General features: G+C 74.0%; 23 protein-coding genes. 16 read left to right on the top strand and 7 right to left on the bottom strand.

The features are described 5' to 3' along the window. Window positions 1–5: 5 nt before the first annotated feature. From ABZ780_RS21215 to ABZ780_RS21195, 5 genes are all read left to right on the top strand, one after another. Window positions 6–1,757, top strand: coding sequence for an ABC transporter ATP-binding protein (locus ABZ780_RS21215; RefSeq protein WP_357487111.1), 1,752 nt, complete (start codon window positions 6–8; stop codon window positions 1,755–1,757). A gap of 86 nt (window positions 1,758–1,843) precedes the next feature. Then, entirely contained in the window at window positions 1,844–4,135 is a 2,292-nt protein-coding gene (secA2, locus tag ABZ780_RS21210) for an accessory Sec system translocase SecA2 (RefSeq protein WP_357001627.1), read from the top strand. A 208-nt stretch (window positions 4,136–4,343) separates the two neighbouring features. Beyond that, on the top strand, window positions 4,344–5,084 hold the full coding sequence (locus ABZ780_RS21205) for a GAF and ANTAR domain-containing protein (RefSeq protein ID WP_357001624.1): 741 nt from the start codon (window positions 4,344–4,346) through the stop codon (window positions 5,082–5,084). 212 nt (window positions 5,085–5,296) lie between these two features. Beyond that, on the top strand, window positions 5,297–5,788 hold the full coding sequence (locus ABZ780_RS21200) for a DUF2231 domain-containing protein (RefSeq protein ID WP_357001622.1): 492 nt from the start codon (window positions 5,297–5,299) through the stop codon (window positions 5,786–5,788). A gap of 269 nt (window positions 5,789–6,057) precedes the next feature. Further along, window positions 6,058–6,816, top strand: coding sequence for a class I SAM-dependent methyltransferase (locus ABZ780_RS21195; RefSeq protein ID WP_357001619.1), 759 nt, complete (start codon window positions 6,058–6,060; stop codon window positions 6,814–6,816). A 421-nt stretch (window positions 6,817–7,237) separates the two neighbouring features. Here the strand turns inward: ABZ780_RS21195 and ABZ780_RS21190 are convergent, their stop codons facing one another. Then, window positions 7,238–8,188, bottom strand: a complete 951-nt coding sequence (locus tag ABZ780_RS21190; protein ID WP_357001616.1) for a DUF3500 domain-containing protein — start codon at window positions 8,186–8,188, stop codon at window positions 7,238–7,240. A 32-nt stretch (window positions 8,189–8,220) separates the two neighbouring features. Continuing rightward, window positions 8,221–8,613 carry an ankyrin repeat domain-containing protein gene (locus tag ABZ780_RS21185; RefSeq protein WP_357001614.1) on the bottom strand — a complete coding sequence of 131 codons (393 nt, stop codon included), beginning with the start codon at window positions 8,611–8,613 and terminating at the stop codon, window positions 8,221–8,223. 62 nt (window positions 8,614–8,675) lie between these two features. Here ABZ780_RS21185 and ABZ780_RS21180 point away from each other — a divergent pair, with 62 nt between their 5' ends. The 11 genes from ABZ780_RS21180 (at window position 8,676) to ABZ780_RS21130 (ending at window position 16,307) form a co-directional block, all read left to right on the top strand. Beyond that, window positions 8,676–9,053 (top strand): signal peptidase I, encoded by a 378-nt coding sequence (locus ABZ780_RS21180; RefSeq protein ID WP_357001611.1) that lies wholly within the window; start codon window positions 8,676–8,678, stop codon window positions 9,051–9,053. Between the two features lie 113 nt (window positions 9,054–9,166). After that, the gene (locus tag ABZ780_RS21175; protein ID WP_357001609.1) at window positions 9,167–9,622 is read left to right on the top strand and encodes a cysteine dioxygenase family protein; all 456 of its coding nucleotides are present in this window, start codon (window positions 9,167–9,169) and stop codon (window positions 9,620–9,622) included. A 47-nt stretch (window positions 9,623–9,669) separates the two neighbouring features. Beyond that, a complete protein-coding gene (locus tag ABZ780_RS21170) occupies window positions 9,670–10,158 on the top strand; it encodes a rhodanese-like domain-containing protein (RefSeq protein WP_357001606.1) in 489 nt (162 codons plus the stop codon). 123 nt (window positions 10,159–10,281) lie between these two features. After that, window positions 10,282–10,770 carry a winged helix-turn-helix domain-containing protein gene (locus ABZ780_RS21165; protein WP_357002788.1) on the top strand — a complete coding sequence of 163 codons (489 nt, stop codon included), beginning with the start codon at window positions 10,282–10,284 and terminating at the stop codon, window positions 10,768–10,770. A 260-nt stretch (window positions 10,771–11,030) separates the two neighbouring features. Then, entirely contained in the window at window positions 11,031–11,636 is a 606-nt protein-coding gene (locus ABZ780_RS21160) for a winged helix-turn-helix domain-containing protein (protein WP_357487109.1), read from the top strand. Window positions 11,637–11,677: 41 nt separating this feature from the next. Then, window positions 11,678–12,325: a uridine kinase gene (locus ABZ780_RS21155; protein WP_357001601.1), complete on the top strand. Its 648-nt coding sequence runs from the start codon at window positions 11,678–11,680 to the stop codon at window positions 12,323–12,325. 164 nt (window positions 12,326–12,489) lie between these two features. Next, window positions 12,490–12,888, top strand: a complete 399-nt coding sequence (locus tag ABZ780_RS21150) for a TraR/DksA C4-type zinc finger protein (protein WP_357001598.1) — start codon at window positions 12,490–12,492, stop codon at window positions 12,886–12,888. A 48-nt stretch (window positions 12,889–12,936) separates the two neighbouring features. Beyond that, window positions 12,937–13,809: a DUF72 domain-containing protein gene (locus tag ABZ780_RS21145; protein ID WP_357001595.1), complete on the top strand. Its 873-nt coding sequence runs from the start codon at window positions 12,937–12,939 to the stop codon at window positions 13,807–13,809. Window positions 13,810–14,100: 291 nt separating this feature from the next. Further along, on the top strand, window positions 14,101–14,529 hold the full coding sequence (locus ABZ780_RS21140; RefSeq protein ID WP_357001592.1) for a DUF2267 domain-containing protein: 429 nt from the start codon (window positions 14,101–14,103) through the stop codon (window positions 14,527–14,529). A gap of 187 nt (window positions 14,530–14,716) precedes the next feature. Further along, window positions 14,717–15,022, top strand: a complete 306-nt coding sequence (locus ABZ780_RS21135; RefSeq protein ID WP_357001589.1) for a hypothetical protein — start codon at window positions 14,717–14,719, stop codon at window positions 15,020–15,022. A gap of 10 nt (window positions 15,023–15,032) precedes the next feature. Beyond that, complete coding sequence (locus ABZ780_RS21130) at window positions 15,033–16,307, top strand: cupin domain-containing protein (protein ID WP_357487107.1); 1,275 nt, start codon at window positions 15,033–15,035, stop codon at window positions 16,305–16,307. Window positions 16,308–16,326: 19 nt separating this feature from the next. Here the strand turns inward: ABZ780_RS21130 and ABZ780_RS21125 are convergent, their stop codons facing one another. From ABZ780_RS21125 to ABZ780_RS21105, 5 genes are all read right to left on the bottom strand, one after another. Then, window positions 16,327–16,836, bottom strand: coding sequence for a trypco2 family protein (locus ABZ780_RS21125; RefSeq protein ID WP_357487105.1), 510 nt, complete (start codon window positions 16,834–16,836; stop codon window positions 16,327–16,329). 40 nt (window positions 16,837–16,876) lie between these two features. Further along, window positions 16,877–19,399 (bottom strand): CHAT domain-containing protein, encoded by a 2,523-nt coding sequence (locus tag ABZ780_RS21120; protein WP_357487104.1) that lies wholly within the window; start codon window positions 19,397–19,399, stop codon window positions 16,877–16,879. A gap of 94 nt (window positions 19,400–19,493) precedes the next feature. Further along, complete coding sequence (locus ABZ780_RS21115) at window positions 19,494–20,156, bottom strand: hypothetical protein (protein WP_357001579.1); 663 nt, start codon at window positions 20,154–20,156, stop codon at window positions 19,494–19,496. After that, window positions 20,153–22,828 (bottom strand): FtsK/SpoIIIE domain-containing protein, encoded by a 2,676-nt coding sequence (locus ABZ780_RS21110; protein WP_357001577.1) that lies wholly within the window; start codon window positions 22,826–22,828, stop codon window positions 20,153–20,155. The genes ABZ780_RS21115 and ABZ780_RS21110 overlap by 4 nt, the downstream gene beginning before the upstream one ends. Further along, window positions 22,821–23,909 carry a hypothetical protein gene (locus ABZ780_RS21105; protein ID WP_357001575.1) on the bottom strand — a complete coding sequence of 363 codons (1,089 nt, stop codon included), beginning with the start codon at window positions 23,907–23,909 and terminating at the stop codon, window positions 22,821–22,823. The genes ABZ780_RS21110 and ABZ780_RS21105 overlap by 8 nt, the downstream gene beginning before the upstream one ends. Between the last annotated feature and the right edge of the window lie 5 nt (window positions 23,910–23,914).

Raw genomic sequence — 23,914 nt, 5'->3', positions numbered from 1 at the left:
CCGACATGAGCACCCCGAAGGAGCGGCCCGTCGGTCTGACCGCCCTCCTGCCGTACCTGCGGGAACACCGCGGCACCCTCGTCGTGGTGGGCGCGCTGTCGCTGGCCGGCGCGGCGGCGTCACTGGCCCAGCCGCTGCTCACCCGGTCGGTGCTCGATCGGGTCACCGACGGCCTGGGGGTGTCCCGGCTGGTCGCGGTGCTGGTGGTGCTGGTGGTGCTCAGCGCGGCGATCGGCGGGCTGCGCAACTACCTCCTGCAACGCACCGCCGAAGGGCTGGTGCTGAGCACCCGCCGACGGCTGGCCGGGCATCTGCTGCGGCTGCCCATCACCGAGTACGACAGCCGGCGCACCGGCGACCTGCTCTCCCGGGTCGGCTCGGACACGACCCTGTTGCGGGCGGTGGTCACCTCCGGGCTGTTCGAGACGGTCACCGGGGCGGTGATGGTGCTCGGCGCCGGCACCGCGATGGTGCTGCTCGACCCGCTGCTGTTCGGCGTCACCCTGCTCGGGGTGGGGCTGGGGCTGGGCTTCGCGGCCACCTTCGCCCGCCGGGTGCGGGTGCTGGCCCGTGCCGCCCAGGAACGGGTCGGCGAGATGACCTCGGCGGTGGAGCGGGCCATCTCGGCGGCCCGGACGATCCGGGCCAGCCGGGCCGAGACCCGGGAGACGGAGACCGTCGCCGGCAGCGCCCGGGCGGCGTACGGGGCGGGGCTGCGGGTGGCCCGGGTGCAGGCGGTGGTCGGGCCGATCGGCACGGTCACCGTGCAGGGCGCGTTCCTGCTGGTGCTCGGCATCGGCGGGGCGCGGGTGGCCGCCGGGGCGATCACCGTGGGGGACCTGGTCGCCTTCGTCATGTACCTGTTCTTCCTGGCCCTGCCGCTGGCCCAGGTGTTGAACGCGTACACCCAGTTGCAGAGCGGCCTCGGCGCGCTGCAACGGATCGAGGAGATCCTGGCCGTGCCCGCGGAGGGCGCGGCGGACCGGCCGGCGGCCGGAGGCGCCACGGCGACCCCGCGCCGACCCGCCCCGATGATCGAGTTCGACCGGGTGGGGTTCGGCTACCCGGGCGGCGAGGCGGTGCTGCACGACGTCAGCTTCGCGGTGCCCGCCGGCACCCGTACCGCCCTGGTCGGCCCCTCCGGCGCCGGCAAGTCGACGCTGCTCGCCCTGGTCGAGCGCTTCTACGAGGTGAGCGCCGGGGCCGTCCGGATCGACGGCACCGACGTGCGGGAGCTGCCGCGCGACGTGCTGCGGGCCCGGCTCGGCTACGTCGAGCAGGAGGCCCCGGTGCTCGCCGGCACGCTGCGGGAGAACCTGCTGATCACCACACCGGACGCCACCGACGACCGGCTGCACCAGGTCCTCGACGAGGTCAACCTGAGCCACCTGGCCCACCGCACGCCGCAGGGCCTGGACGTGCAGGTGGGCGAGGGCGGGGTGCTGCTCTCCGGGGGCGAGCGACAGCGGCTGGCCATCGGCCGGGCGCTGCTGGCCAGCCCGCCGGTGCTGCTGCTCGACGAGCCGACCAGCAACCTCGACGCGCGCAACGAGGCAGCGCTGCGCCGCGCCATCGACGCGGTGGCCGTCCGCCGGACCCTGTTGATCGTGGCGCACCGGCTCGCCACAGTGGTCGACGCCGACCAGATCGTCGTCCTCGACGGCGGCCGGGTGGTGGCCGTGGGCACCCACGACGAGCTGACCGCCACCGACCCGCTCTACCGGGAGTTGGCCGCCCACCAGCTGCTGGTCGGCTGATCCACCGGCGTTCGGCGTCGACATGCCGGCAGATGTCCGACCGGCCGGGCGCAGAAGGCGACGCGAATCGCGTACCGTTGCCGCTCATGGGTGTGTCGCAACGGTTCAAGAGCAAGTTCCGGCGGTTCCTTCAGCGCCCCGGCCACACCGTGGATCTTGCTCCGCTGGAGAAGCTGCTGCCGGCGATCACAGCGCGCGAGGACGACCTCGCCGCGCTGGACGACGCCGAGCTGACCGAGGCCGCCGGCGCCGCCGCCGGGTACGAGGAGATCTGCGCCGTCGGCCGCGAGGCCGCCCGCCGGGGCCTCGACCAGCGGCCGTACGACGTGCAGCTGCTCGGCGCGATGGCGCTGCTGTCCGGCAAGGTCGCCGAGATGGCCACCGGTGAGGGCAAGACCCTGACCGCCGCGATCGCCGCGTACGGGCACGTTCGGCTCGGCAACGGGCCGGTGCACGTGCTCACCGTCAACGACTACCTGGCCCGCCGCGACGCCCAGTGGATGGAGCCCGTCTACACCCTGCTCGGCCTGACGGTCGGCTGGGTCAACGAGGCGTCCACCCCGCAGGAGCGGCGCGACGCCTACTCCTGCGACGTCACCTACGTCTCGGTCAGCGAGGCCGGCTTCGACTACCTGCGCGACCAGCTGGTCACCGACGTGGCCGACCGGGTGCAGCCGAAGCTGACCACCGCGATCGTGGACGAGGCCGACTCGATCCTGATCGACGAGGCCCGGGTGCCGATGGTCCTCGCCGGCGCGGTGCCGGGCGAACAGGACCCGGTGCACGCCGCCGCCGCGCTGGTGCGTGGCCTGCGCAGGGACCGGCACTACACGGTCGCCGAGGACGGGCGCAGCGTGGCGTTCACCACCGCCGGCCTGGCCGCCGTCGAGGCCAAGCTCGGCATCGACCTGTACGACGAGGAGCACGTCGCGCAGCTCTCCGCGGTCAACGTGGCGCTGCACGCGTACGCCCTGCTGCACCGGGACGTGGACTACATCGTCCGGGACGGCTCGGTCGAGCTGATCGACGAGATGCGCGGCCGGGTGGCCCAGCGCCGCCGCTGGCCCGACGGGCTCCAGGCGGCGGTCGAGGCCAAGGAGGGCCTGGACGCCACCGCCGAGGGCGAGGTGCTCGGCACGATCGCCGTGCAGGCGTACATCGCGCTCTACCCCAAGGTGTGCGGCATGACCGCCACCGCGGTCCTGGTCGGCGACCAGCTGCGGGAGTTCTTCGGCCTGGAGGTCGCGGTCATCCCGTCGAACACCCCGTGCGTTCGGGAGGACGAGCCGGACCGGATCTACGCCACCCGGGCCGAGAAGGACGAGGCGCTGATCGACGAGATTCAGCGCTGGCACGCCAAGGGGCGGCCGGTGCTGGTCGGCACGCTGGACGTCAAGGAGTCCGAGGGCCTGGCCGCCGGGCTCAACGCGGCCGGGGTGCCCTGCGTGGTGCTGAACGCCAAGAACGACGACGAGGAAGCGACGATCATCGCCGAGGCCGGCGCGTACGGCGCGGTGACCGTCTCGACCCAGATGGCCGGCCGGGGCGTCGACATCCGGCTCGGCGGCAGCGACCAGGCCGACCAGGATCGGGTGGCCGAGCTGGGCGGGCTCTACGTGATCGGCAGCGGCCGGCACGACAGCCGCCGCGTCGACGACCAGCTGCGTGGCCGCGCCGGCCGCCAGGGCGACCCGGGCGGCTCGGTCTTCTTCGTGAGCCTGGAGGACGACCTGGTCGTCCGGCACGCCGCCGACTCGGTGCCGGCGTCGCCGCGCATGAACGCGGACGGCCTGGTCACCGACGATCAGGTGGAGTACGCAGTCGAGCACGCCCAGCGGGTCGCCGAGGGCGTCAACCACGAGATCCACCGCAACACCTGGCGCTACAGCGTGGTCATCGAGCAGCAGCGCACTGCCCTCGCCGAGCGCCGGGAGCGGCTGCTCACCAGCGACGTCGCCGCGCTGATGCTGCTAGACAAGATGCCCGAGAAGGCCGGCGAGATGGACGAGGACCTGCTCGCCCGGGCGGCCCGGTCGATCGCCCTCTACCACCTGGACCGGCTCTGGGCCGAGCACCTGGCCGAGCTGTCCGAGGTCCGCGAGGGCGTGCACCTGCGTGCGCTGGGCCGGCTCGACCCGCTCGACGAGTTCCACCGGGCGGCGGTGCCGGCGTTCAACAACCTCGTCCCGGAGATCGAGGCCCGCACCCTCGCCACCTTCGACGAGACCGAATTCGACGAGGATTGGGAGCCCGAGGAGAGCACCCTGGTCCGGCCGACCGCCACCTGGACGTACCTGGTGCACGACAACCCGTTCGGCTCCGAGCTGGACCGGCTGATCGCCTCGGTCGGCCGGCGGCTCAGCGGCGCCTCTCGCTGAGGCGCCGGTCGGTCCCTGCCACGCCCTGACAACGGCCTCCGGGGGCCTCCGCCACGCGCTCGCGTGTCGCGGAGACCCCCGGTTCGCCGTTTCGATCCCGGTTTGCGAGGGTAGTAGGGCGGGTCGGTCAACTCGGAAGAGAGCAGACGATGGCACACGTGACGACGTCGGCGGGACGCATGCGAGGGCGCACGAGGGCAGCGCGCCGGTGAACCTGGACACGCGGGAACCGGTCGTCGAACGGCTCGGTGTGTTGGAGACTGCCGCACTGCTGCGGGAGTTGACCGCCGGCCTGATCGCGCTGACCGATTTCGATGAGGCGTTGCTGGCGCTGGTCCGGATCACCCGGGACGCGGTGTCCGGGGTCCGCTGGTGTGGTTTCACCGCGCTGCGCGCGGGCGAACCGGCCGGGGTGGCCGCCTCCGACGAACGGCTGGCCGGCCTCGACGACCTGCGGCACGGGCCCGACTCGCCGGCGATGAGCGCCATCCAGCGCCGCGAGATGATCCTCGCCGTCGACCTGGCCGGCGAGCCACGCTGGCCGGTCTGGACGGCGCGTGCCCGCGACCTCGGGGTCCGTGGCGTGATCTCCGCGCCGGTCGACATCGACGAGCAGGTGATCGGGGCGATCAACCTGTACGCGGGCACGCCGGACGTGCTCACCCCGCAGCACCAACTGACCGCGATGCTGCTCGCCGAACACGCCGGCCTGCTGCTGGCCGCCGTACGCGACCGGGGCCGGCGGCAGGTGCTCGCCGACGAGCGCGATGCCACGCTCCTGGTCGACGGGGTCGTGGGGCAGGCCGTCGGCGTGATCATGACGCAGCGCGGCTGTCCGCCGGCCGAGGCGCTCGGCGTGCTGCGCGCCGCCGCCTCGTCGCTGGACATCCCGCTGCGCCAGGTGGCGGAACGTCTCGTCCGGACGGTTTCCCGCCCCCGCGAGAGCTGACCGTCGCGTTTGATCGACTCGGCTTCCGTGACGTCGGGGTGTCCGGGCCACCCGGACACGCCGGTTTCCAGGAAGTCGAGTCGGTCCGTTCTGGACGGTCGGCAGGCGTGCCTGTTCTCCCCGTCGGCGGCGAGTCGGGCGGAATCGTTTCACCCCGAGCGGACCCGGGTAGCACTCTGAACTCGTGAGCTGCACCAACCTGGGGAGGACCGATGCAGAGCCGGCTGCGGGTGCAGGGGCACCCCATCCAACCGATGCTGGTGACGTTCCCGCTGGGGCTCTTCGTCAGCGCCACCGTCTTCGACCTCACCGACGTCCTCGGAGGGCCGGCGTTCCTCGGCGAGGTCGGCTACTGGACGGGCGTCGCCGCCCTGTTCGCCGCCGCGCTGACCGTGGTGGCCGGCATGGTCGACCTGTGGGACGTGCCGGGTGACCGTACCCGCCGGACCGCGATCGCCTTCAACCTGACGAACGCGGCGATGGCCGGCATGTTCCTGGTCGCCTGCCTGGTCCGGGCGCAGTCCCCACAGCGCGGCGCGTCCGTCCCGATCCTGATCGCCGAACTGGTCGCGCTGGCCATCGGCGGGGTCGGCGTGCACCTGGGCGCACGACTCATGCGGCAGTTCGAGGCCGGCCGGGCCGAAGCCGGCACCTTCGACGCGCTCGCCGGCTCCACCGTCGAGATCGTCCGCCCCCGCCCCTGACCAGATCACCGCGAACAAGCTCCCCGCGCGGGTCAGACGGTCGGCCCGACCCGGTCGACGGGTGGCCCGCCCGACTGGCCGCCCGACTCGTTCGACGGGTGGCCCGCCCGACTGGCCGCCCGACTCGTTCGACGGGTGGCCCGCCCGACTGGCCGCCCGACGAGGGCGGCGCAAGGCCGGGCCAGCGGCCCCGACCCGGCCGCGTCAAGGCCGCCGGGTCGGCGGCAAATGGCTTGCGGGCGATGCGGCTGCCGGCGACGCTGACCGTCATGAACGCTGAACGCGACGTCGACGAGCTGATCGCCGAGGCGGCCGCCGTGCCGGTCGACGGCTGGGGTTTCGACTGGCTCGCCGGCCGGGCTACTGAGGAGCGTCCACCCTGGGGGTATGCGCGGCTGGTCGCCGACCTGATGGCCCGCGCCGACGCCGCGCTGGACGTGGACACCGGCGGCGGCGAGGTGCTCGCCGAGGTTCCGCACCCGCCGAAGGTGCTGGTGGCCACCGAGGGCTGGCCGCCGAATGTCGAGGTCGCCCGGCGGGTCCTGCGCCGGGTCGGCGCGACGGTGGTGGCGGTCGCCCCGGAGTCGGCCCTGCCGTTCCGCGACGGATCCTTCGACCTGGTGGTGAGCCGGCACCCGGTGCGTACGGACTGGGCGGAGACGGCCCGGGTGCTGCGCCCGGGCGGGACGTACCTGTCCCAGCAGATCGGGCCGGGCACGATGCGGGAGCTGAGCGAGGCGATCCTCGGGCCGCTGCCGCCGCCGAAGTGGCGGCATCCCGAGCAGGCGGTAGCCGGCGCCCAGGCAGCCGGGCTGCGGGTGGTCGACCTGCGCCGGGCCACGCTGCGCGCGGTCTTCTCCGACATCGGTGCGGTGGTCTGGTTCCTGCGCAAGGTGATCTGGACGGTGCCCAACTTCACCGTCGAGGGCTACCGCCCCGATTTGCTGGCCCTGCACCGCCGCATCACCACCGAGGGCCCCTTCGTGGCCCACGCCGAACGCTTCCTCATCGAGGCCACCCGCCCCTGACTCCCGAGCGCGGAGACACCGCCGCTGCGGGTGCCCACGGCGCCCCGACGCCGAAGTCATGGCGCGGCCCGGTAACTGGGGCGGAACAGCGCCTCATGGGGGTGCCACCGGAGCGAGCGGCAGCACCGGCGAGCCGAGATCAACACGAGATCGGCGATGTCGTGGTATCCCGCAACCAGGACACCCCCACATCGGCGATGTCGAGTCGATCGTCACTCCCGTCCCGATACGTGAGAGGCCGCAACCGAGTGCCGGGAAAGCGCCACGCGACGGAGTCGATCATGGCAGCGCGTTCGTCGATCATGGAGTTGTGGTGCCCCGCAAAGGTCGCGTACAGGGATAGTTCGCCCACCATAACCCCATGATCGACGCGGCGGGGCGGGGCGGGGCGGGGTGGGGGTGGGGCGGGGTGGGGAGGGCGTTAGTGGTGGTGGGTTTGGTGGTGGGTGGCTAGGACGTCGGTGCCGAAGTCGCTGGCCGGGCGACGGAGCACGGTGTGCGCGTGGTTGCCGTCGTCGCTGGTGTTGTCGTACTCGATCAGCAGGTCGTCGCCCTGCACCCGGTAGTAGTGTCGCTGGCCCGGCCGGGTCGGGCCGGCCCAGGCGAAGTGCAGTTGGCCGGTGTCGAGGCGGGCCGCCTCCTGGACGGCCAGCTCGGGCGGCAGCCGGTCCAGGTAGAGGGCGACCACCTGGTCGAGCAGCGCGCGGCCGGTCGGGCCGAGCCGGTCGGCCGGTACGCCGAGTGGCTCGATCGGGCTGTCGACCCGGGCGCGGGTGGCGCTGATGATGTCGGCCGGAGCCTCGTCGGCGATGATCGCGGCGGCCCGACCGGCCGGCCCGAGCGCGTCGAGCAGGGCGCGGGCCAGGTCCTCCTCGACGCCGAGCGGCCGGGAGACGGGGTGCCCGGCGTAGCGGACCGTGGCCGGGTTGGCGCCGAAGAAGATCGGGGCGGGGGAGACCTGGTCGTCCACGAGGGTCATGGTCACCGACAGGTGGTGCCCCTCCAGTCGCCACGCCCACCGGTCGTCGCGGGCCGGATCACCGAAGACGGCCACCCAGTAGTCGCCGCTGTGCCGCCCGCGCCGCCACCCTTCGGCCCGGTCGAGGACCTCCTCCAGCGCGATGATCGCCATCGCCTGCGCGTACGCCGAGGGGCTGAGCGCGGTGGCCAGCAGCCGGTGCGCGGCCTTGCGCCCGGCGATGTCCAGGTCGGCGAGGCTGACGCCGGGGCGGGGGCGTGGCCGGTACTCCAGCCAGCGACGGGCATCCTCGTCGTCGAACGGGTAGCTGGCGGCGGCGCGGGCCGGGGGATCGAGCGCGGCCAGCAACGAGGTGCCGGCGGCGCGCATCTGTTCGGGCAGGGGTCCTTCCACCGCTTTTGTATACCGGCCCACCGGGGTCGGCGTCAGCCCGCTCGCAGCAGCTCCACCATCTCCGGCAGGTCGAAGAACTGTGCGGTCTCGGCCGCCGACGGGTTGCCGTGCGCCGGGTCGGCCCCGGCGGCGAGCAGCGCGCGGACCGCGTCGGCGCTGCTGCGGAAGACCGCGGCGGCCAGCGCGGTCTGCCCCCGGTCGTTGGTGCGGGTGTGGTCCGCGCCCCGGGCCAGCAGGGCGGCCACCGTGTCCGGGTGGGCGTGGTAGGCGGCCAGGATCAGCAGGGTGTCGCCCTTGTCGTTGGTCAGGTTGACCGGCAGGCCGGCGTCGACCTGGGCGGCCAGCTCGTCGGTGGAGCCGGCCCGGGCCAGGTCGAACATGCGGTGCGCGAACGCGAGCGTCTCGGCGTCAAGGTCGTCGGTCACCGGTCCAGGCTATCCGTCGGCGTCCTGATAGGTTGCTCGGCCGGCACGCTGGGGAGGGTCCGATGGGTGAGACGGTCTACGTGGGCAACGCGGGTGTCGACGGCGCCGGCAACGCGGGCTGGCTGCTGGGGCACTTCGCGCCGCCGGGGGAGGTCCGGCACAGCACCGACGTCGAGGTGAAGTGGGGCGTGCACCGGCCGGGGGAGGCCCGCTCGCGGTGGGCGACCGGCGAGCGCCGGACCACGCTGCTCGTACTCGTGCAGGGGTGTTTTCGGGTGGAGTTGCCGGACCGGACGGTGCGGTTGGCCGCGCCGGGTGACTACGTGGTGTGGGGCCGGGGAGTGGATCATTCCTGGTACGCCGAGCGGGCCTCGACGGTGCTGACCGTGCGGTGGCCGTCGGTGCCCGGCTACCGGGTGGACCCGCCGGTCCTGCGCTGATCGGTCGACCAACGGGGAGGTCGTCCCGGCATCTGGAATTACCTACTAAACCTATAGGGTTTGACGGCTAGAGTACGGAGGCACCCCGCCGAACGACCCGCGAGGAAACACCGATGATCCACGACCGTACGCACAATGACCTGCTCGCCGTCGCCGCAGGCTGGGCCGACCCGACCAGTTGGCCTGTCGCACTGCGGTTCGACGCCGCCGAGCGGTGGTACGCCCGGCTGGCCACCGGCGCCGACCACGAGGTGTGGGCGCTGAGCTGGCTGCCCGGCCAGGGCACCGACCTGCACGACCACGGCGGCTCGGCGGGCGCGTTCCGAGTGGTCGCCGGAGCGCTCACCGAGGAGACGGTCAGCGGGGGTCGTCTGCGCCCCCGCCTGCTGCCCGCCGGCTCCGGTCGCCGCTTCGGCCCCCGGCACGTGCACGTCGTCACCAACCGGGGTGCCACGCCGGCGGTCAGCGTGCACGTCTACCGGCCGGCGCTGCGCCGGATGACCCGCTACGACCTCCGCGACGGGCGCCTGCGGGCCGCCGAGGTCGCCGAGGCCGGCCGGTCCTGGTGAGCGACCGTCCGCAGCGAATCACCCCTGTCACCGGAAAGGAACCGATAATGCAGGTCATCGCCGAGCACTGTCCGGCACCCGTGCCGCCCGCGGGCTCCCGAGGCATCGACGAGATCCTGGCCGCCGCGCGAGCCCGGCTCGACCGGCTCGACCCGGAGCGGGCGCACCTGGCGTACCGGGCCGGCGCGCTGCTGGTCGACATCCGGCCGGCCGCCCAGCGGGCCGCGCACGGCGTCGTGCCGGGCTCGCTCGTGGTTGAACGCAACGTGCTGGAGTGGCGCTTCGACCCGCGCTGCCCGGCCCGACTGCCCGAGGCCGTCGACTACGACGTGCCCGTGGTGATCATCTGTCAGGAGGGCTACACCTCGTCGCTGGCCGCCGCCGCGTTGCAGGACATCGGCCTGCACCGCGCCACCGACGTCGACGGTGGCTTCGCCGCCTGGCGGATCGCCGGCCTGCCGGCCCTCGGCCCGACCCCGCTGCACCGCGCATCCCCCCTCGCGTCCCCGGTCACCGCCGGTTGGGCGCGCCGCTGACCGTCACGCCGCACCGGGCGTGGCGGGCGTACCGCCATCTCAGGAGGCACCATGTCCGTCGTCGCCATCCCCACGCGTCCCCACCCGGTGGCCCGCCCGAGCCGCCAGCGCACCGGCCCGACCCTGACCATCACCCTCGACCTCGCCCCCGGGCCGCTGAGCCCCCGGCTGGCCCGGCTGGTGCAGTTGCTCGGTGAGCTGGCCGAGTCCGGCGAGGGGCAGCTGAGCGCCGCCGACGACGCCGCGGCCGTCGTCGTGCCGGGGCCGCGACCCGCGGTCGCCGAGCCGCCCGCCGCTGCTGCCACCGACGCGGACCACGTGTACATCCTGGCCGGCTCGCGGGCGGTCCGCCGCGGCGACCGGATGGTCGCGCTGACCCGCATCGAGTACGACCTGCTGCTGTTCCTGGCCGAACACCCGCGCCGGGTCTTCACCCGCCTGCAGTTGCTGTCGAACGTCTGGGGTTACGAGCACGCGGTCGTCCGGACGGTGGACGTGCACGTGCGCCGCCTGCGCGCCAAGCTGGACGGCTCGGAGGTGGTCACCACCGTCTACGGGGTGGGCTACCGGCTGACCGACGAGGCGCGGATCAGCGTGGACCACAGCCGTTGACCAGCGGTCGGACGGTCTCCCGGACGGCGGCTGACAGGGCCCGCTGAACAGGACGGGGACCCCCGTATCGGGGCATCTCGGTGGCTCTGCTGTAATCATCGTGCTTCGCACGCAGAGCGAGCGTCTGGCTGCGATGTGTTCGTCAATTGTCACATTCCTGCAACGCAGCCGCCTCTTGACCCTCGCCCAGGCGCCGGGAAGCATCGATGAAGCGGCGTCCCGGGCCGTGGGGAGATACCCGGACCAGCCCAAGGAGGACCATGTCGGTCAGCCCCGCCTCGTCGCGCGCCGGATGGCATACGTCCCAACCCGCGGTGCCCGGTCGACCCCCCGGCGGCCAGCGCCGCCCGGCGAACACCGCCGTGCCCATGCTCACCGTGACGCTGTCCATCCCGCTGGCCAGCGAGGAGTCGCTGACACCACCGGCCCGGCGACTGCTCGAGGCGGCCCGCGAGATGCTGGAGCAGGGCGAGGGCGTGATCATCGGCGCCGTCCCGGCGGAGCGCCGCGCCGACGCGGTGCCCGCCAACCGGGCGCCGGCCCGAGCGCTCACCCCGACCATGCCCGCCCTGCACATCCTCGCCTCGTCCCGCTCGGTGCTGCGCGATGACGAACCACTGCCGCTGACCCGGCTCGAGTTCGACCTCCTGCTGCACCTGGTCGCCCACCCCCGGCGGGTCTTCACCCGGCTGCAACTGCTCAACGCCGTCTGGGGCTACGAGCACGCCGGCGTCCGCACCGTCGACGTGCACGTTCGCCGGCTGCGCGGCAATGTCGGCGTGGACGTCCCCCTGGTCACCACCGTCTACGGCGTGGGCTACCGGCTGGCCGACGACGCCCGGGTCACCATCGACCGCGCCGGCTGACCGCCGCCACCCGCCCCCGCCGCGCGGGGCAGGATGGTCCGGTGCGCATCCGCCCCATCTCGCCCGACCTGCTCGTCACCGAGCTGACCGACCGCCTCGCCGACGCCGCGACCGCCGTCGAGCCCGCCCGGCTGCGCGTGGCGGTCGACGGCGCACCCGCCGCCGGGCCGGACGAGCTGGCCGCCGCTCTCGTGGACCCGCTGCGCGCCCGGGGTCGCCCGGTGCTGCGCGTCCGCGCCACCGACTTCCTCCGGCCTGCCTCGCTGCGATTCGAACTCGGCCGGACCAACCCGGACGCCTACTACGAAGGCTGGGTCGACGAGGCGGGTCTGCGCCGGGAAGTGCTCGACCCGGCCGGCCCCGGCGGCGACGGTCGGCTGCTCCCGTCGCTGTGGGACGCCGACGCCGACCGGGCCAGCCGCGCCCACTACGTCGACCTGCCGCCCGGCGGGGTGGTCCTGGTCAGCGGCGCGCTGCTGCTCGGTGGTGGCCTGCCCTTCGACGTGACCGTCCACCTTCAGCTGTCGCCGGCGGCGCTGCGCCGACGCACCGAACAGGCCCAGGAGTGGACCCTGCCGGCCTTCGACCGGTACGCCGAGGAGGTTGTCCCCGCCAGCTTCGCCGACGTGGTGGTACGGGCCGACGACCCCCGGCACCCCGCCCTCGTGGATTCCGGCACCGACGGCTGAACAGGGCGCGAATTCGCCGGTTTGCGCGACACGTCAGGCGGGTACTCGCCCGGCTCACAGCGCGCGGGTGACCACCCGCGCACCAGATGCGACCGTAACCGGGGCCCGACGCCGCCGGCACCCGGTTCACCTTGAGCCACCAGGCCCAGGAAAGGCAGGCAGCGATGCTCGTCCACGACACGGTCGGTACGGGCCGTTCCCAGACGGAGATCGACCAGATCCGGCTCTCCCTGCAGGCACGCCACGACGAACTGACCGCGGAGTACGAGCAGGCCGTGCTCCAGAGTCAGGTGCTGCGGCTGGTGGAGGTCGGTGACACCGCTGGCGACGACCAGGCCGACAGCGGCACCAAGACGGCCGAGCGGGACACCGCCCAGTCCTTGCTGCGGACCATCCTGGACCGACGTGCCCAGTACGAGCACGCGCTCGGTCGACTCGCCGAGGGCACGTACGGCTGGTGTGAGGGCTGCTCGGCGGCGATCCCGGTGGAACGGCTGGAGATCTTCCCGTCCGCCACCACCTGCGTGACGTGCAAGCAGACCCGCGAGCGGAGGGCGGCCTGAGCGACGCCAGCGGTTGCCGGTCGGTCCGCGACGCGGTGGACTCAACCCATGGGTGACATCCTCGTGGGCACCGCGTCCTGGACCGACCGCACCCTGCTGGACTCCGGCTGGTACCCGCAGACCGCGGACACCCCGGAGAAGCGGCTGGTCTACTACGCCCGGCAGTTCCCGCTGGTCGAAGTGGACGCCACCTACTACTCGCCGCCCGCCGAGGCGACCGCGCGGCTGTGGGCCGAGCGCACCCCGGCCGGCTTCACGTTCAACATCAAGGCGTTCAGCCTGCTCACCGGGCACCCCACCCGGGTCAGCGCGCTCTACAAGGACCTGCGGCCGGACACCGACAAGCGCAACGTCTACCCCGACGACCTGCCCGCGCAGTCGTACGAGGAGGTGTGGACGCGCTTTCTGTCCGCGCTGGACCCGCTGGTCGAGGCGGCCAAACTGGGCGCGCTGCTGTTCCAGTTCCCGCCCTGGTTCACCATCAAGCGGGCCAACAAGCAGTACCTGCTGGAGGTGGCGAGGCGCTGCGCGCCGCTGCGGCCGGTCTACGAGTTCCGGCACGCCTCCTGGTTCGACGGCGACAACGCCGACGAGACGCTGGCCTTCCTGCGTGAGCACCGACTGCCGTACGTGTGCGTGGACATGCCGCAGGGCCACCGGTCGTCGGTGCCCCCGGTGCTGGCGGTGACCGGTGACCTCGCGGTGATGCGCTTTCACGGCCACAGCGACAAGTGGACCAGCAAGGACATCCACGAGAAGTTCGGCTACCACTACTCGAAACGGGAGTTGGCCGACTGGGCGCCGAAGCTGCGGGAGTTGGCCGACGAGGCCGGGCAGACCCACGTGCTCCTCAATAACTGCTACCGCGACTACGCGCAGACCAACGCGAAGACCCTCGCCGGGCTCCTCGACACCGCCTGAGCGCCCAACTCACCCGATCCGGGTGGGGCGGGCTCACCCGCTCGACCGGCACGGTGGACGCGTGCGTGGGGTCGCCGGTGGCGGCCGACGCCGGACGACACGGAGGTGACGGGATGACGGTTCGAGTGGTGACGGATCGACGGCGTGGCGCCGTCCTGCACGTGGTCGGCACGGCCGACAAACCCCGGCGCGCCCCGCAGGGCAGCCCGGTGCGGGCCCGCCGTGGCCCGGCGGGGCCGCCGCGCCGCGCCGACGACCGACGGTGGGACATTACGGAACGGGGGACGACCGATGGCTGACACGATGATCTCGGCGTTCGAGTCCTCGCTGGACAAGACGAACCTGATCCTCAAGGACATCGAGTCCGCCTACGGGTGGCCCAAGGAGCGGCGCAACCAGTCGTACGCGGCGCTGCGCACGGTGCTGCACCTGCTGCGGGACCGGCTGCCGGTGAACGAGAGCGTCGAGTTCGCCCAGCAGTTGCCGGTGCTGGTGCGGGGCATCTACTTCGACGGCTGGAACCCGTCGGACGTCCCGATCAAGCTCAACCGGGACGACTTCCTCTACGAGGTCCGCCAGGGCTTCCCGTACGACGTCCAGGGCGGCGCCGAGCGGGTGACGCAGGTGGTGCTGGACACCCTGCGCCGGCACGTCACCCAGGGCGAATGGCAGGACGTGAAGGACACCATGCCCAAGGACCTCGCGATGATGCTGCCGTGACACCGGGAGTCCGCCCGACGACCGTCGGGCGGACTCAGCCGTGTCCGCCTCCCCACCGTCGCCGAACCGCCCGTGTCGTGCCGGTTCGGCGTCTACGGTGTGGGTTAGAGAAGATCGCGTGTGGGGTACCACCCGCTGCACGACGAACCCCGGCGTATGGCGGGGCGGCACATCCGAGGGAGTTCCCATGGCACTCAACGATGACGACATGCAGACCACCGGTGGCGGCGGCGCGGAGGGCCCGGCCGACGGTGGGGCGACGCCCGGTCAGCACGATGGTGGCGCCGACGGCAGCGCCGAGGGCCCCGCTGACGGTGGAGCGACGCCCGGTCAGCACGATGGTGGCGCCGACGGCAGCGCGGAGGGCCCGGCCGACGGTGGAGCGACGCCCGGTCAGCACGACGGTGGGGCCGACGGCAGCGCCGAGGGCCCCGCTGACGGTGGCGCGACCCCTGGCCAGCAGGACGGTGGCGCTGACGGCAGCGCCCGGTAACGGTGCCGTCGTGACACACCTCGACCCGCCGGGCGGCCACAGCCGCCCGGCGGTTTCGTCCGCCAGCGCCGCCGCGGCGCTGGCGCGTTGCGTCTCGGTGGAGCCGGCGAAGTTCGCCGCCGCCCACTGGGGCCATACTCCGCTGCTGTCCCGCGCCGCCGAGCTGCCCGACCCGGCGGGCTTCACCGACCTGCTCAGCCCCGCCGACGCCGACGAGCTGCTCAGCCGGCGCGGTCTGCGTGCCCCTTTCCTGCGCGTCGCCAAGGACGGCCAGCTCGTCGCGGCGGCCCGCTTCACCGGCGGCGGCGGCGCCGGCGCCGAGATCGGCGACCAGGTGCTCGACGAGCGGGTCCTTGAGCAGTACGCCTCCGGCGCCACCCTGGTGTTGCAGGGTCTGCACCGGATCTGGCCGCCGCTCGTCGACTTCGCCCGTGATCTGGGCCTCGCGCTGAACCAGCCACTACAGATCAACGCCTACCTCACGCCGGCGGGCAGTCAGGGTTTCGCCACCCACTACGACACCCATGACGTGTTCGTGCTCCAGGTCGACGGCCGCAAGCACTGGCGGATCCACCCCCCGGTGCTGACCGACCCGCTGGAGAAGCAGCCCTGGGGTGGCCGTGCCGACGAGGTCGGCGCCACCGCGCAGGGCGCCGCCGCGCTGGACGTGGTGCTCGCCCCCGGCGACGCCCTCTACCTGCCGCGCGGGTGGCTGCACAGCGCCCAGGCGCAGGAGGCCAGCTCGCTGCACCTGACCGTGGGCGTCCGCGCGCTCACCCGTTACGCCCTGGTCGAGGAGCTGCTCGCGCTGGCCGCCGAGGACCAGCGGCTGCGGGCGAGTCTGCCGTTCGGCACCGACGTCGCCGACCCGGAAGCCATCGAGCCGGAGCTGACCGAGACGGTGGAGGCGCTGCGCGACTGGCTGCTACGCGCTGACCCCGGGGCCGTCGCGGCGCGGCTCCGCCAGCGCGCCTGGCCGGCCGCCCGGCCGGCGCCGATCCGCCCGCTCGCTCAGGCCGCCGCGCTGGACGCGCTGGACGCCGACTCCCGGCTCGTCCCGCGCCCGGGTCTGCGCTGGCAGCTCGTGCCGCACGGGCAGGACAGCGTGGCGCTTCGCCTGTTCGACCGCACCATCACGCTGCCCGTCGACTGCGAGCCGGCGGCACGGGCCCTGCTCACCGCAACGGTCACCCGGGTCGGTGACCTGCCGGGGCTGCCCGATGACGCCGACCGGGTCACCCTGGCGCGCCGGCTGCTCCGCGAGGCGGTCCTGGTCCCGGCCTGAGCACGCGGAGTCGTCGGCGTCAGGACCCCGGGACGAGCTCGATCCGCAGGGTGTTGGTGACCTCGTCGGTCAGTTCGCCCTCCGCGCCGACCGAGATCGTGCCCTGGTCGGTGACGCCGAAGACGAGTTCCACCGTGCCGGTCTTGAGCACCAGCGGGTCGTCACCGTCGGTGCCGGCGGTGACCGCCGCACGGACCGTGGTGATCGCCTCGACGAGGGTCTCCTCGACGGTGGTGTCACGCAGCTCGTGCCGGCCGTGGAGGTCCTCGGCGACGAGGGTGATGTCGATCGTGTGAGTCCTCTGCCGGGAGCGGCTGCCGCCGACCTTGACCTTCCAGCCGATGACCGGCACGCGGAAGTCCAGGCCACCGCCCAGCTTCGTGGTGGCGACGGCGCTCAGGACCAGTTGGACCGACGCGACCCGCAGGTCCCGGTCCGCGTCGGTGGTGGAGATGCCGGCCTGTTTCACCGCGTTCTTCACCGCCGACACCAGTTCCTCGACGGGCACGCTGTAGTCGATCACGTCCATTGCCGCACCTGCCTGTTGCGTGAGTGGGGTCGCCGGCCGGTCAGGCGGCGGTCGCGAACGGGTCGCCGTAGACGGCGTAGGCCAGCCACGTCGGATCGAGGGGGTCGTCCTGCTGCTCGGTCCGCGCGGCGAGGGCCGCCGCGCCGAGCGTCGCGCCCTCGGCGAGGGACTGGTAGAACGCGGTCGCGAAGCGGGCCGAGCTCTCCGAGCGCACCGCCCAGAGCGTGCCGACGAACGCGCCGGCACCGGAGGCCATGAACTGCTGCGCCCAGCCGAGCATCCGGGTGTACGTCGGTGCCACGCCCGCACTGCGGCACGCGTTGATGAAGACCAGCGGAACGGCGCCCCGCAGCGGTTTGCGGATGCTCGCCTCGGCGAGCAGGGCCGGCCGGAACGGCCCGCCGTCCAGGTCGATGGACGAACCGTCCGCCGAGAACGTGTTGTGGCAGGCGAAGTGGGTCGCCCCCAGCGACCCGGAATTGATCAGGTCGAGCAGCTCGTCCGCCCTGGTGATCGGATCGCCGTCAGCCGCGCCGAGGATCGCCCGGATGGCCGCGACCTCCTCGTGCGCCCCGGTGGGAGCCTTCGCCGGGACCACGAAGCGTGGGTTGCCCAGGCCGATCTTCGAGGTCGCGTGCTGCCCATAGGTGCGGCGTACCACCGGGACCTGCTCGACGAGGAAACCGGCGTCCCGTTCGGCGCTGAGCGGATAGAGCAACTCCCACGGCACCACGTCGTAGTCGGTGGCGATCGTGAAGGCGCTCATGGTGGCGCCGACCTGCCAGAACTGGTCCTGGATCTCGCCGGGCACCAGCTCCGACCACAGTTGGATGCCGGCGGACCGGATGAGCTGGCGGGTCATCGCCGCGCTGTAGCGGGAGCCACCCCGGGCCAGTTGCTGCAACTCCCGGATGGCGTTCTCCACCGCCGCGTTCGGCGTGTTCGTGACCGACTCGACGACCGGGGCGAACAGCGCCCCCGCGTCGGACCGCAGCTGGAACGTGTACCGGGTGCCGTCGAACCGTACCTCCATGGTGACCTCGCCCGGCCGCGCCCGCGGGGCCGGCAACGACGCCCGCCTCGGCAGCCCGTCCCGGAACGGCCCGCCGGTCGCTACCGAGACCTCGACGGACACCTCGGCGAGGAAGGTGCCGCCGGCCCAGGCCGTCACGTCGACGCGATGCAACCCGGGGGTACGCGCGCCGAAGCCGAACCGGACCGGCGCCGGGTCCTCGCCCGGCCGCACCAGCACGGTCTGTTGCAGCGGCCCTTCGGCGTGCAGGCCGGCGGGCGCGTGCACGGTCACGGTGACCGGCGTGCCGGCGTCCGCGACGACGAGGTTCGTCAGTTGGGCGGTCACGGCGCCCGGGCCCACCCGCCGGCCCTTGGTGACGAGCCGGACGTCGACACTCAGGTCCTGGCCCACTGGCACCTGACTGGGTGCGCGTGCCACCAGCAGCCGCGTGGGCTGCGGCCGAACGCCCACACCCGACCCAGGTCGTGACCAGGCGCCCGTCGAGGGCCTCCGGCCGGCTCCCGGCCCGCGATAGCGATGCACCCTCCGGCTGAACGCGCCCACACTCGCTCGCTCCCACCGGGCCCCCCTGTCCGTGTCCCCGGTGCCGGGCTCCAGCCGCGTGCGCGCCGATCGGAGAGTGATTCCGCCAGGTGCGAGCAGGTCGGAGTCGAGCAGTTCCCGGACGGCGGCTGCGGCGTCGCCGATCTCGCTGACGCCGAACTGCCGGGTGATCGGTCGGCAGGTGTCCAGCAGGAAGGCGCGGACCGGGGGCACCGCGTCCGACACCGCACGCCGGACGACCTGCGCCGGGTCGGTCACCCGGAACACGGCGGCGATCGACGCCCGGAAGTGGCGCCCGAAGTCCCTCGACGGCAGCGGGACGTGGAGAACGACGCGGTGTTCGTCGGTGTCCACCTCGTACCGCGTCGAATACCTGGCGACGTCGCCGGGTGACCACAGCCTCGGCGTGGCAGCCTCGGCGACCTCCAAATCGCCCGTACGGGTCGAGTAGACGACTGCCGCCCCGGGTGCGGGCGGCGGCATGGCCAGCCGCACCGGCGCATCGTCGAGCAGCACCGGCACCGACCGGCCGGCGGCGGCGGTGTCCGTCACCAAGATGGTGGCGAGGTCGTCGACGAGCCGACGGTTGTCCGAATAGGCGCTCGGCAGGCGGACCCGCCAGAACCGCGCGTCGCCGAGTGGCCGCAGGGCGGGGGGCAGGTCTGCCTCGGTCGGCTGCTCCGCGTCGTCCACCAGCACGCCAACGACCGGGACGTCCAGCGCGAAGGCGGTCTCCACCTCCTGGCCGACGGCGTCCGAGGGATCACCCGCCGGCCCGTCCACGCTGGCACGCCACCGCGATCCGATCACGGCGATCATCGCCGTGGACTTCGCCAGGCGGCGCAAGCGGCCGGCGTCGGCCTCGGCCTCGGCCTCGGGGTGAAAGACGCTCGCGCTGCCGAATCGGGCGGTCAGCGCGTCGTCGATCAACCGCGCCACGAAGCTGTCGTCGTCGCGGTGACAGCTGAGGAAGAAGCCGACCATCGCCCGTACCGTATCGGAGTTCCGGTCCCGGCTGGCCTTCGCGGCGGTCGGCTATTCGACACCCCGATGTGGACGATCTCGGCCTGAATCGTCGTCAGCGGCCGAGCACCAGCAGCACCGCAGTGGTGAGCAGGCCGGCGCCGAGCACCACGATGATCGGGCGGGGCCCGAGCACCGCGTGCCGGCGATCGGCCAGCACCCGCGCCGGCACCAGGCCGATCAGCGGCCCGCACAGGGTCACCACCAGCGCCAACACCGGCATTCCGACCGCCAGATCACCGCCGTACCCGACGCCGAGCGCCCGCGCGCCAGCGCCCAGCGCGTACGCCAGCACGGCGCCGGCCACGCCGCAGAGGGCCAGCAGCGGGTTGACCGAACCGGGAAGCTCACCCGGCTGACCCGCCCGGTCCAGCAGGTCCCGGGCGCGGCGGAGCAGCAGCACCGGGTCGGTGGCCCCGCTGCCGTTGGCCGGCGCGGGTGGTCCGGCGTGCCGGCGGGCGCCCAGCCGGACCCGCACCTGCTGCCACAGGTGCGCCACCTCGGCGTCGACGCGTTCCTGCTCCTCGCGGGCGGCGACCAGCTCCTCCTCGGCGCGGCGCACCTGCTCCTCGGCGTCGGCGACGGCGCGTTCGGCCGCCGCGCACTGCCGCTCGTACCAGGTGTGCGCCTCGGCGCGCTGTTCGCGTACCCGTGCGGTCAGCTCCGCCAACCGCCGTAGCTGCGCCGCGTACGTCTCACTGGTCACCGGTTGGTTCATCGGGACGGACCATAAGGGATGATCACCTGTCCGGTGCGGTGCACCGCCCGGTCGAAGAAGAGGCCGCGCCACGGGCGGGGATACCAGTCCGGGCCGCCGGTGCCCGGATAGAGCGACGACCCCAACTCGCCGCCGTGCGCGTCGAGCGCCACCCAGGCGCCGATCTGGTCGGTGCGGGCCGCGGGGCCGCCCAGGTCGACGCGCATCCGGGCCACTCCCCGCCACCAGGCCAGCACGTGGGTCCGCCGCTCCGGCCCGTCGTGCAGGATCCGGCGCAACTGCTCCAGGCCGGTGCGCCGACCGGCCCGCGCCGCCAGCGCGCCGGCCGCCGCGTCGACCGCGAACAGCAGCAGGTAGTGCGGGCTGCCGGGGCCGGTGAGCCCGTCGGCCGTCTCGGCCATCAGCTCGCCGATGGTCTCCTCGTCGTACCAGGCGGCGTCGTCGGCCAGGTCGTCGTAGAGCGCGCGGGCGACGGGGTCGGCGTCCGGGTCGAGGCAGGCGATGGAGAACCGGGCGGTGCCGGGCGGGTGCTGGCGGGCCAGTGACCGGGCCGCCGCGTCCAGCACCGCGCACGCCTCGTCCACCCGCGTGCCCAGCACCGCGAGGTTGCGGCCCGGCGCGCGTGGCAGCCGCAGCGCCGCCGAGCGGGCCTGCACGTCGATGATCTCGCCGAGCAGGGCCACCGGGTTGCGGGGCGTGCCCCCGTCCGGTGACCCGGCGAGCGCCCGGAAATCCGGGGCCTCGGCCAGCCGGGGGATCGCGTCGCCGTCGAAGAGCCGAGCCGGCGCCGCGTCGGGTGGGCGCATCCGCCACAGGCGGTGCTGCAGGGCGCTCCACGTGTCCCAGTCGCTGGCCGCCGGAATCCGGGCGACCTCGTTGCCCTCCACCATGCCCGACTCGGCGTTGACCACGGCGTGCCAGCGCGGCAGCGACTGCGCCGCGTCGTTGCGTTCGGCGAGGATCCGCAACGCCTTGGGCAGCGCGATGCGCAGCGCGAACTGGGCGACCAGCGCCGGACGGCCCCACAGCGCCTCGATGCCCCGGACGTCCTGCGAAGCGAGCACCAGGTGGATGCCCTGGGAGCGGCCCCGCCGGGCCAGGTCCTCCAGCAGGTCGGCCGCCTCCCGGGCGACCACGTCCCGGCCGGCCAGCAGCATCTGGAACTCGTCGACCACCGCGACGATCCGGGGCCAGTGCCCCGTCGGGTCGACCTCGCGCAGCTCGGCCAGCTTGGTGACCTCGTGCTTCTTGGCCGCGTCGGCCCGCCGGCGCAGCTCCTCGGCGAGGAAGCGCAGCAGCGCCAGCCCGAACTCCCGGTCGGTGTTGACGTTGATCCCGACCAGCCGCATGTGCGGCAGCCAGCTCGGGTCCCGCCGGCCCTGCGCGAACCGGGCGAAGGACACCCCCTCCTTGAAGTCCAGCAGATAGAACTCCAGCTCGGCGGGGGAGTAGCGGGCGGCGAGGGCGCCGATCCACGCGAAGATCAGGTTGGTCTTGCCGGTGCCGGACGGCCCACCGATGAGGGCGTGCGGCGGATAGTCACCCAGCGTCAGCCGGACCGCCCGGCCCTGCGGCCCCGCACCAATCGGCGCGGTGAGGCCGCCCGCCGAGTCCTCCCGCCACATCAGCTCCGGCGGCGGCAGCAGGTCGTCGAACGGGGCCGGCGGCGGCCCGGCGTTGACCTGGGCGGCGATCGCCCGGCAGGTCTCGGTGACCAGCGCCGCCGGTGGCGGCGGGTCCAGCCGCACCGGCAGGCCGGACGACCCACCGATCCGGGTGCCCGACGTGTCGGCCACCACCCGGCTCACCGTCGGGTCGTCCGCCAGCGGCACGCCGCGGACCACGAGGTGCACCCCGCAGGCGGCCCCGGTGCGGACCACCCGGTCGAGTTGCCCGCGCTCGTGCCGGTTCAGCTCGTCGCCGCCGAGCAGCACCGCCACCCGCCACGGCTCGGGCCGGCGGCCGGTCGCGGCGGCCAACTCCCGCAGCGAGCCGTGCTCACCGGCCAGCACCGTCTCGTTGATCCGGCGGATCTGCTCGACCAGGTCGTCCAGCAGCGAGCCCAGCCCGCCGGGGCCGACGAAGGTGAGCAGCCCCGCCGTGCCCAGGGGTGCGAACCCGGCCAGGCCACCGCCGAGGTGCTCCGGGTCGTACCCGATCAGCCGGACCGCGCCCGGCTCGGCGCGGCCGGCAGCCCGCAGCAGCAGCGCGGACACGACCGCGTCGCAGCCGGCGCGGTCGTCCCCGGTGAGGTGCACGTGCCCGGCGTCGAGCAGCGGCACCAGCGCCGGCACCGGGTCGACGTCGTCGATCCGCACGGTGCCGATCCGCAGCGAACCGGGCGCCTCGGCCCGTCGGGTGGGAGTGGGTTGCCAGCCCGGCCAGTCGGCGCCCGCGCAGCCGGGGGCCTCCCGCCGGGCGGCGTCGTCGGCATGGCGGGCCAACTCGGCGATCCGGGAGGCGTACCGGGTGTCGATCTCGGCGAGGCGGCGGTCCCGCTGACCGCCCACCCGCTCCGGCACGGCGGCGGCCGCCCGGCGGACCCGGACCAACCGCTCCCGCCCGGCGGTCAGGTCGGCCTGCGCGGCGGACAGCCGGGTACGGGTGGCGCCCAGCGCCTCGGCCAGCGTGTCCCGGACCCGGGTGGCGAGCTGGCTGCGCCGGTCAGCCATCGGAGCCCCGGCGGGCCGGCGCGTCCCGCCAGGGGCTGCCGACCCGCGGCGGCATCCCGGCGGCGTGCTGGCGCCCTCCGCTGCCGGCGGAGGCGCCCGGACCCTGCCGCGCACCGCCCGGACGGTGGCCACCCGCTGGCCGTGGATCGGCGGCGGCCTGCCTGCCGGCGGTGTAGGGCTGCTTGCCATCGGTGTAGGGCTGCGGGTCGGCGGCGCGCTGCGGGCCGTCGGTGGCCGGCTTCGGGCCGGCGGGCAGGTCCCGGCCGAGCCGCGCGAGCAGCAGCCCGGTGGCCACACCAGCGGTCACCGCGGAGTCGGCGGCGTGCGGGGGCTCCCCGGACGACCGCGGCGGAGGCATCCGGCACACCCGGGTCAGCAGTGTCTCCAGCACCGGCGGTGGCAGCCCGGGAAGCAGGTCGCGAACGCGCCCGTCCAGCTCACCGCGCAGCCGCGCGAGGTCGGTGGCGCGCGGCGGATGCCCCAGCAGCTCACCGGCCAGCTCGCGCAGCAGCGGCGGGGCCAGCGCGGCCATCCCCAGGCCCACGTCGGCGGGCGCCCGGCGCAGCTCGGTGCGCAGCCGGTCCCGGTCACCGGCGCGGACGCCGCGCGCCACCCGACGCAGCAGCTCCTGGGTGTCGTCCAGTCGTTCGTCGGGCTCGTCGGACCCGCCGTCGCGCCCGCCGGTCAGCTCCGCCACCCGCACCGACCACCAGCGGCGCATCCGGACCTGCTCGGCCGCCTCCGGCGCCACAGTGGTCGGCCCGGCCTCCGGCGGCGTGTCGTGTCGCGGAGCGCGCTGCTCCGGGCGGGGTGGCGGCGCGCCGTCGGCGGCCAGCCCGATCGCGGCCAGGTACGCCGAGAGCTGCTCCTGTGCCACCCGTAGCGCGTAGTTGGCGCTCTCGGCGTGCTCGGTGGCGGCGGACAGTTCGGGGACTCCCATCGGGTTGGCCGACTCCTGACGCACCCAGCGCAGCCGCTCGGCGGCCAGGCCGAACTTCTCCAGCGCCTGCCCGAGCAGCCCCACCGGGAACTCCTCGCTGGCGGCGCGGACCTGCCCGCCGACGTCCTCGATGATGGACATGGCGG

It is taken from the genome of Micromonospora sp. NPDC047467 (assembly GCF_040643095.1).
Taxonomy (GTDB): domain Bacteria; phylum Actinomycetota; class Actinomycetes; order Mycobacteriales; family Micromonosporaceae; genus Micromonospora.
Note: the sequence above shows the minus strand (reverse complement) of the source record. Positions and strands in the feature narration are given on the sequence as shown.

Bases quoted from the DNA above. Each gene is read 5' to 3' on its own strand.
- ABZ780_RS21215 (WP_357487111.1), top strand. From the start codon at position 6: ATGAGCACCCCGAAGGAGCGGCCCGTCGGTCTGACCGCCCTCCTGCCG.
- secA2 (WP_357001627.1), top strand. From the start codon at position 1,844: ATGGGTGTGTCGCAACGGTTCAAGAGCAAGTTCCGGCGGTTCCTTCAG.
- ABZ780_RS21200 (WP_357001622.1), top strand. From the start codon at position 5,297: ATGCAGAGCCGGCTGCGGGTGCAGGGGCACCCCATCCAACCGATGCTG.
- ABZ780_RS21195 (WP_357001619.1), top strand. From the start codon at position 6,058: ATGAACGCTGAACGCGACGTCGACGAGCTGATCGCCGAGGCGGCCGCC.
- ABZ780_RS21180 (WP_357001611.1), top strand. From the start codon at position 8,676: ATGGGTGAGACGGTCTACGTGGGCAACGCGGGTGTCGACGGCGCCGGC.
- ABZ780_RS21175 (WP_357001609.1), top strand. From the start codon at position 9,167: ATGATCCACGACCGTACGCACAATGACCTGCTCGCCGTCGCCGCAGGC.
- ABZ780_RS21170 (WP_357001606.1), top strand. From the start codon at position 9,670: ATGCAGGTCATCGCCGAGCACTGTCCGGCACCCGTGCCGCCCGCGGGC.
- ABZ780_RS21160 (WP_357487109.1), top strand. From the start codon at position 11,031: ATGTCGGTCAGCCCCGCCTCGTCGCGCGCCGGATGGCATACGTCCCAA.
- ABZ780_RS21150 (WP_357001598.1), top strand. From the start codon at position 12,490: ATGCTCGTCCACGACACGGTCGGTACGGGCCGTTCCCAGACGGAGATC.
- ABZ780_RS21145 (WP_357001595.1), top strand. From the start codon at position 12,937: ATGGGTGACATCCTCGTGGGCACCGCGTCCTGGACCGACCGCACCCTG.
- ABZ780_RS21140 (WP_357001592.1), top strand. From the start codon at position 14,101: ATGGCTGACACGATGATCTCGGCGTTCGAGTCCTCGCTGGACAAGACG.
- ABZ780_RS21135 (WP_357001589.1), top strand. From the start codon at position 14,717: ATGGCACTCAACGATGACGACATGCAGACCACCGGTGGCGGCGGCGCG.
- ABZ780_RS21125 (WP_357487105.1), bottom strand. From the start codon at position 16,836: ATGGACGTGATCGACTACAGCGTGCCCGTCGAGGAACTGGTGTCGGCG.
- ABZ780_RS21120 (WP_357487104.1), bottom strand. From the start codon at position 19,399: ATGGTCGGCTTCTTCCTCAGCTGTCACCGCGACGACGACAGCTTCGTG.
- ABZ780_RS21115 (WP_357001579.1), bottom strand. From the start codon at position 20,156: ATGAACCAACCGGTGACCAGTGAGACGTACGCGGCGCAGCTACGGCGG.
- ABZ780_RS21110 (WP_357001577.1), bottom strand. From the start codon at position 22,828: ATGGCTGACCGGCGCAGCCAGCTCGCCACCCGGGTCCGGGACACGCTG.
- ABZ780_RS21105 (WP_357001575.1), bottom strand. From the start codon at position 23,909: ATGTCCATCATCGAGGACGTCGGCGGGCAGGTCCGCGCCGCCAGCGAG.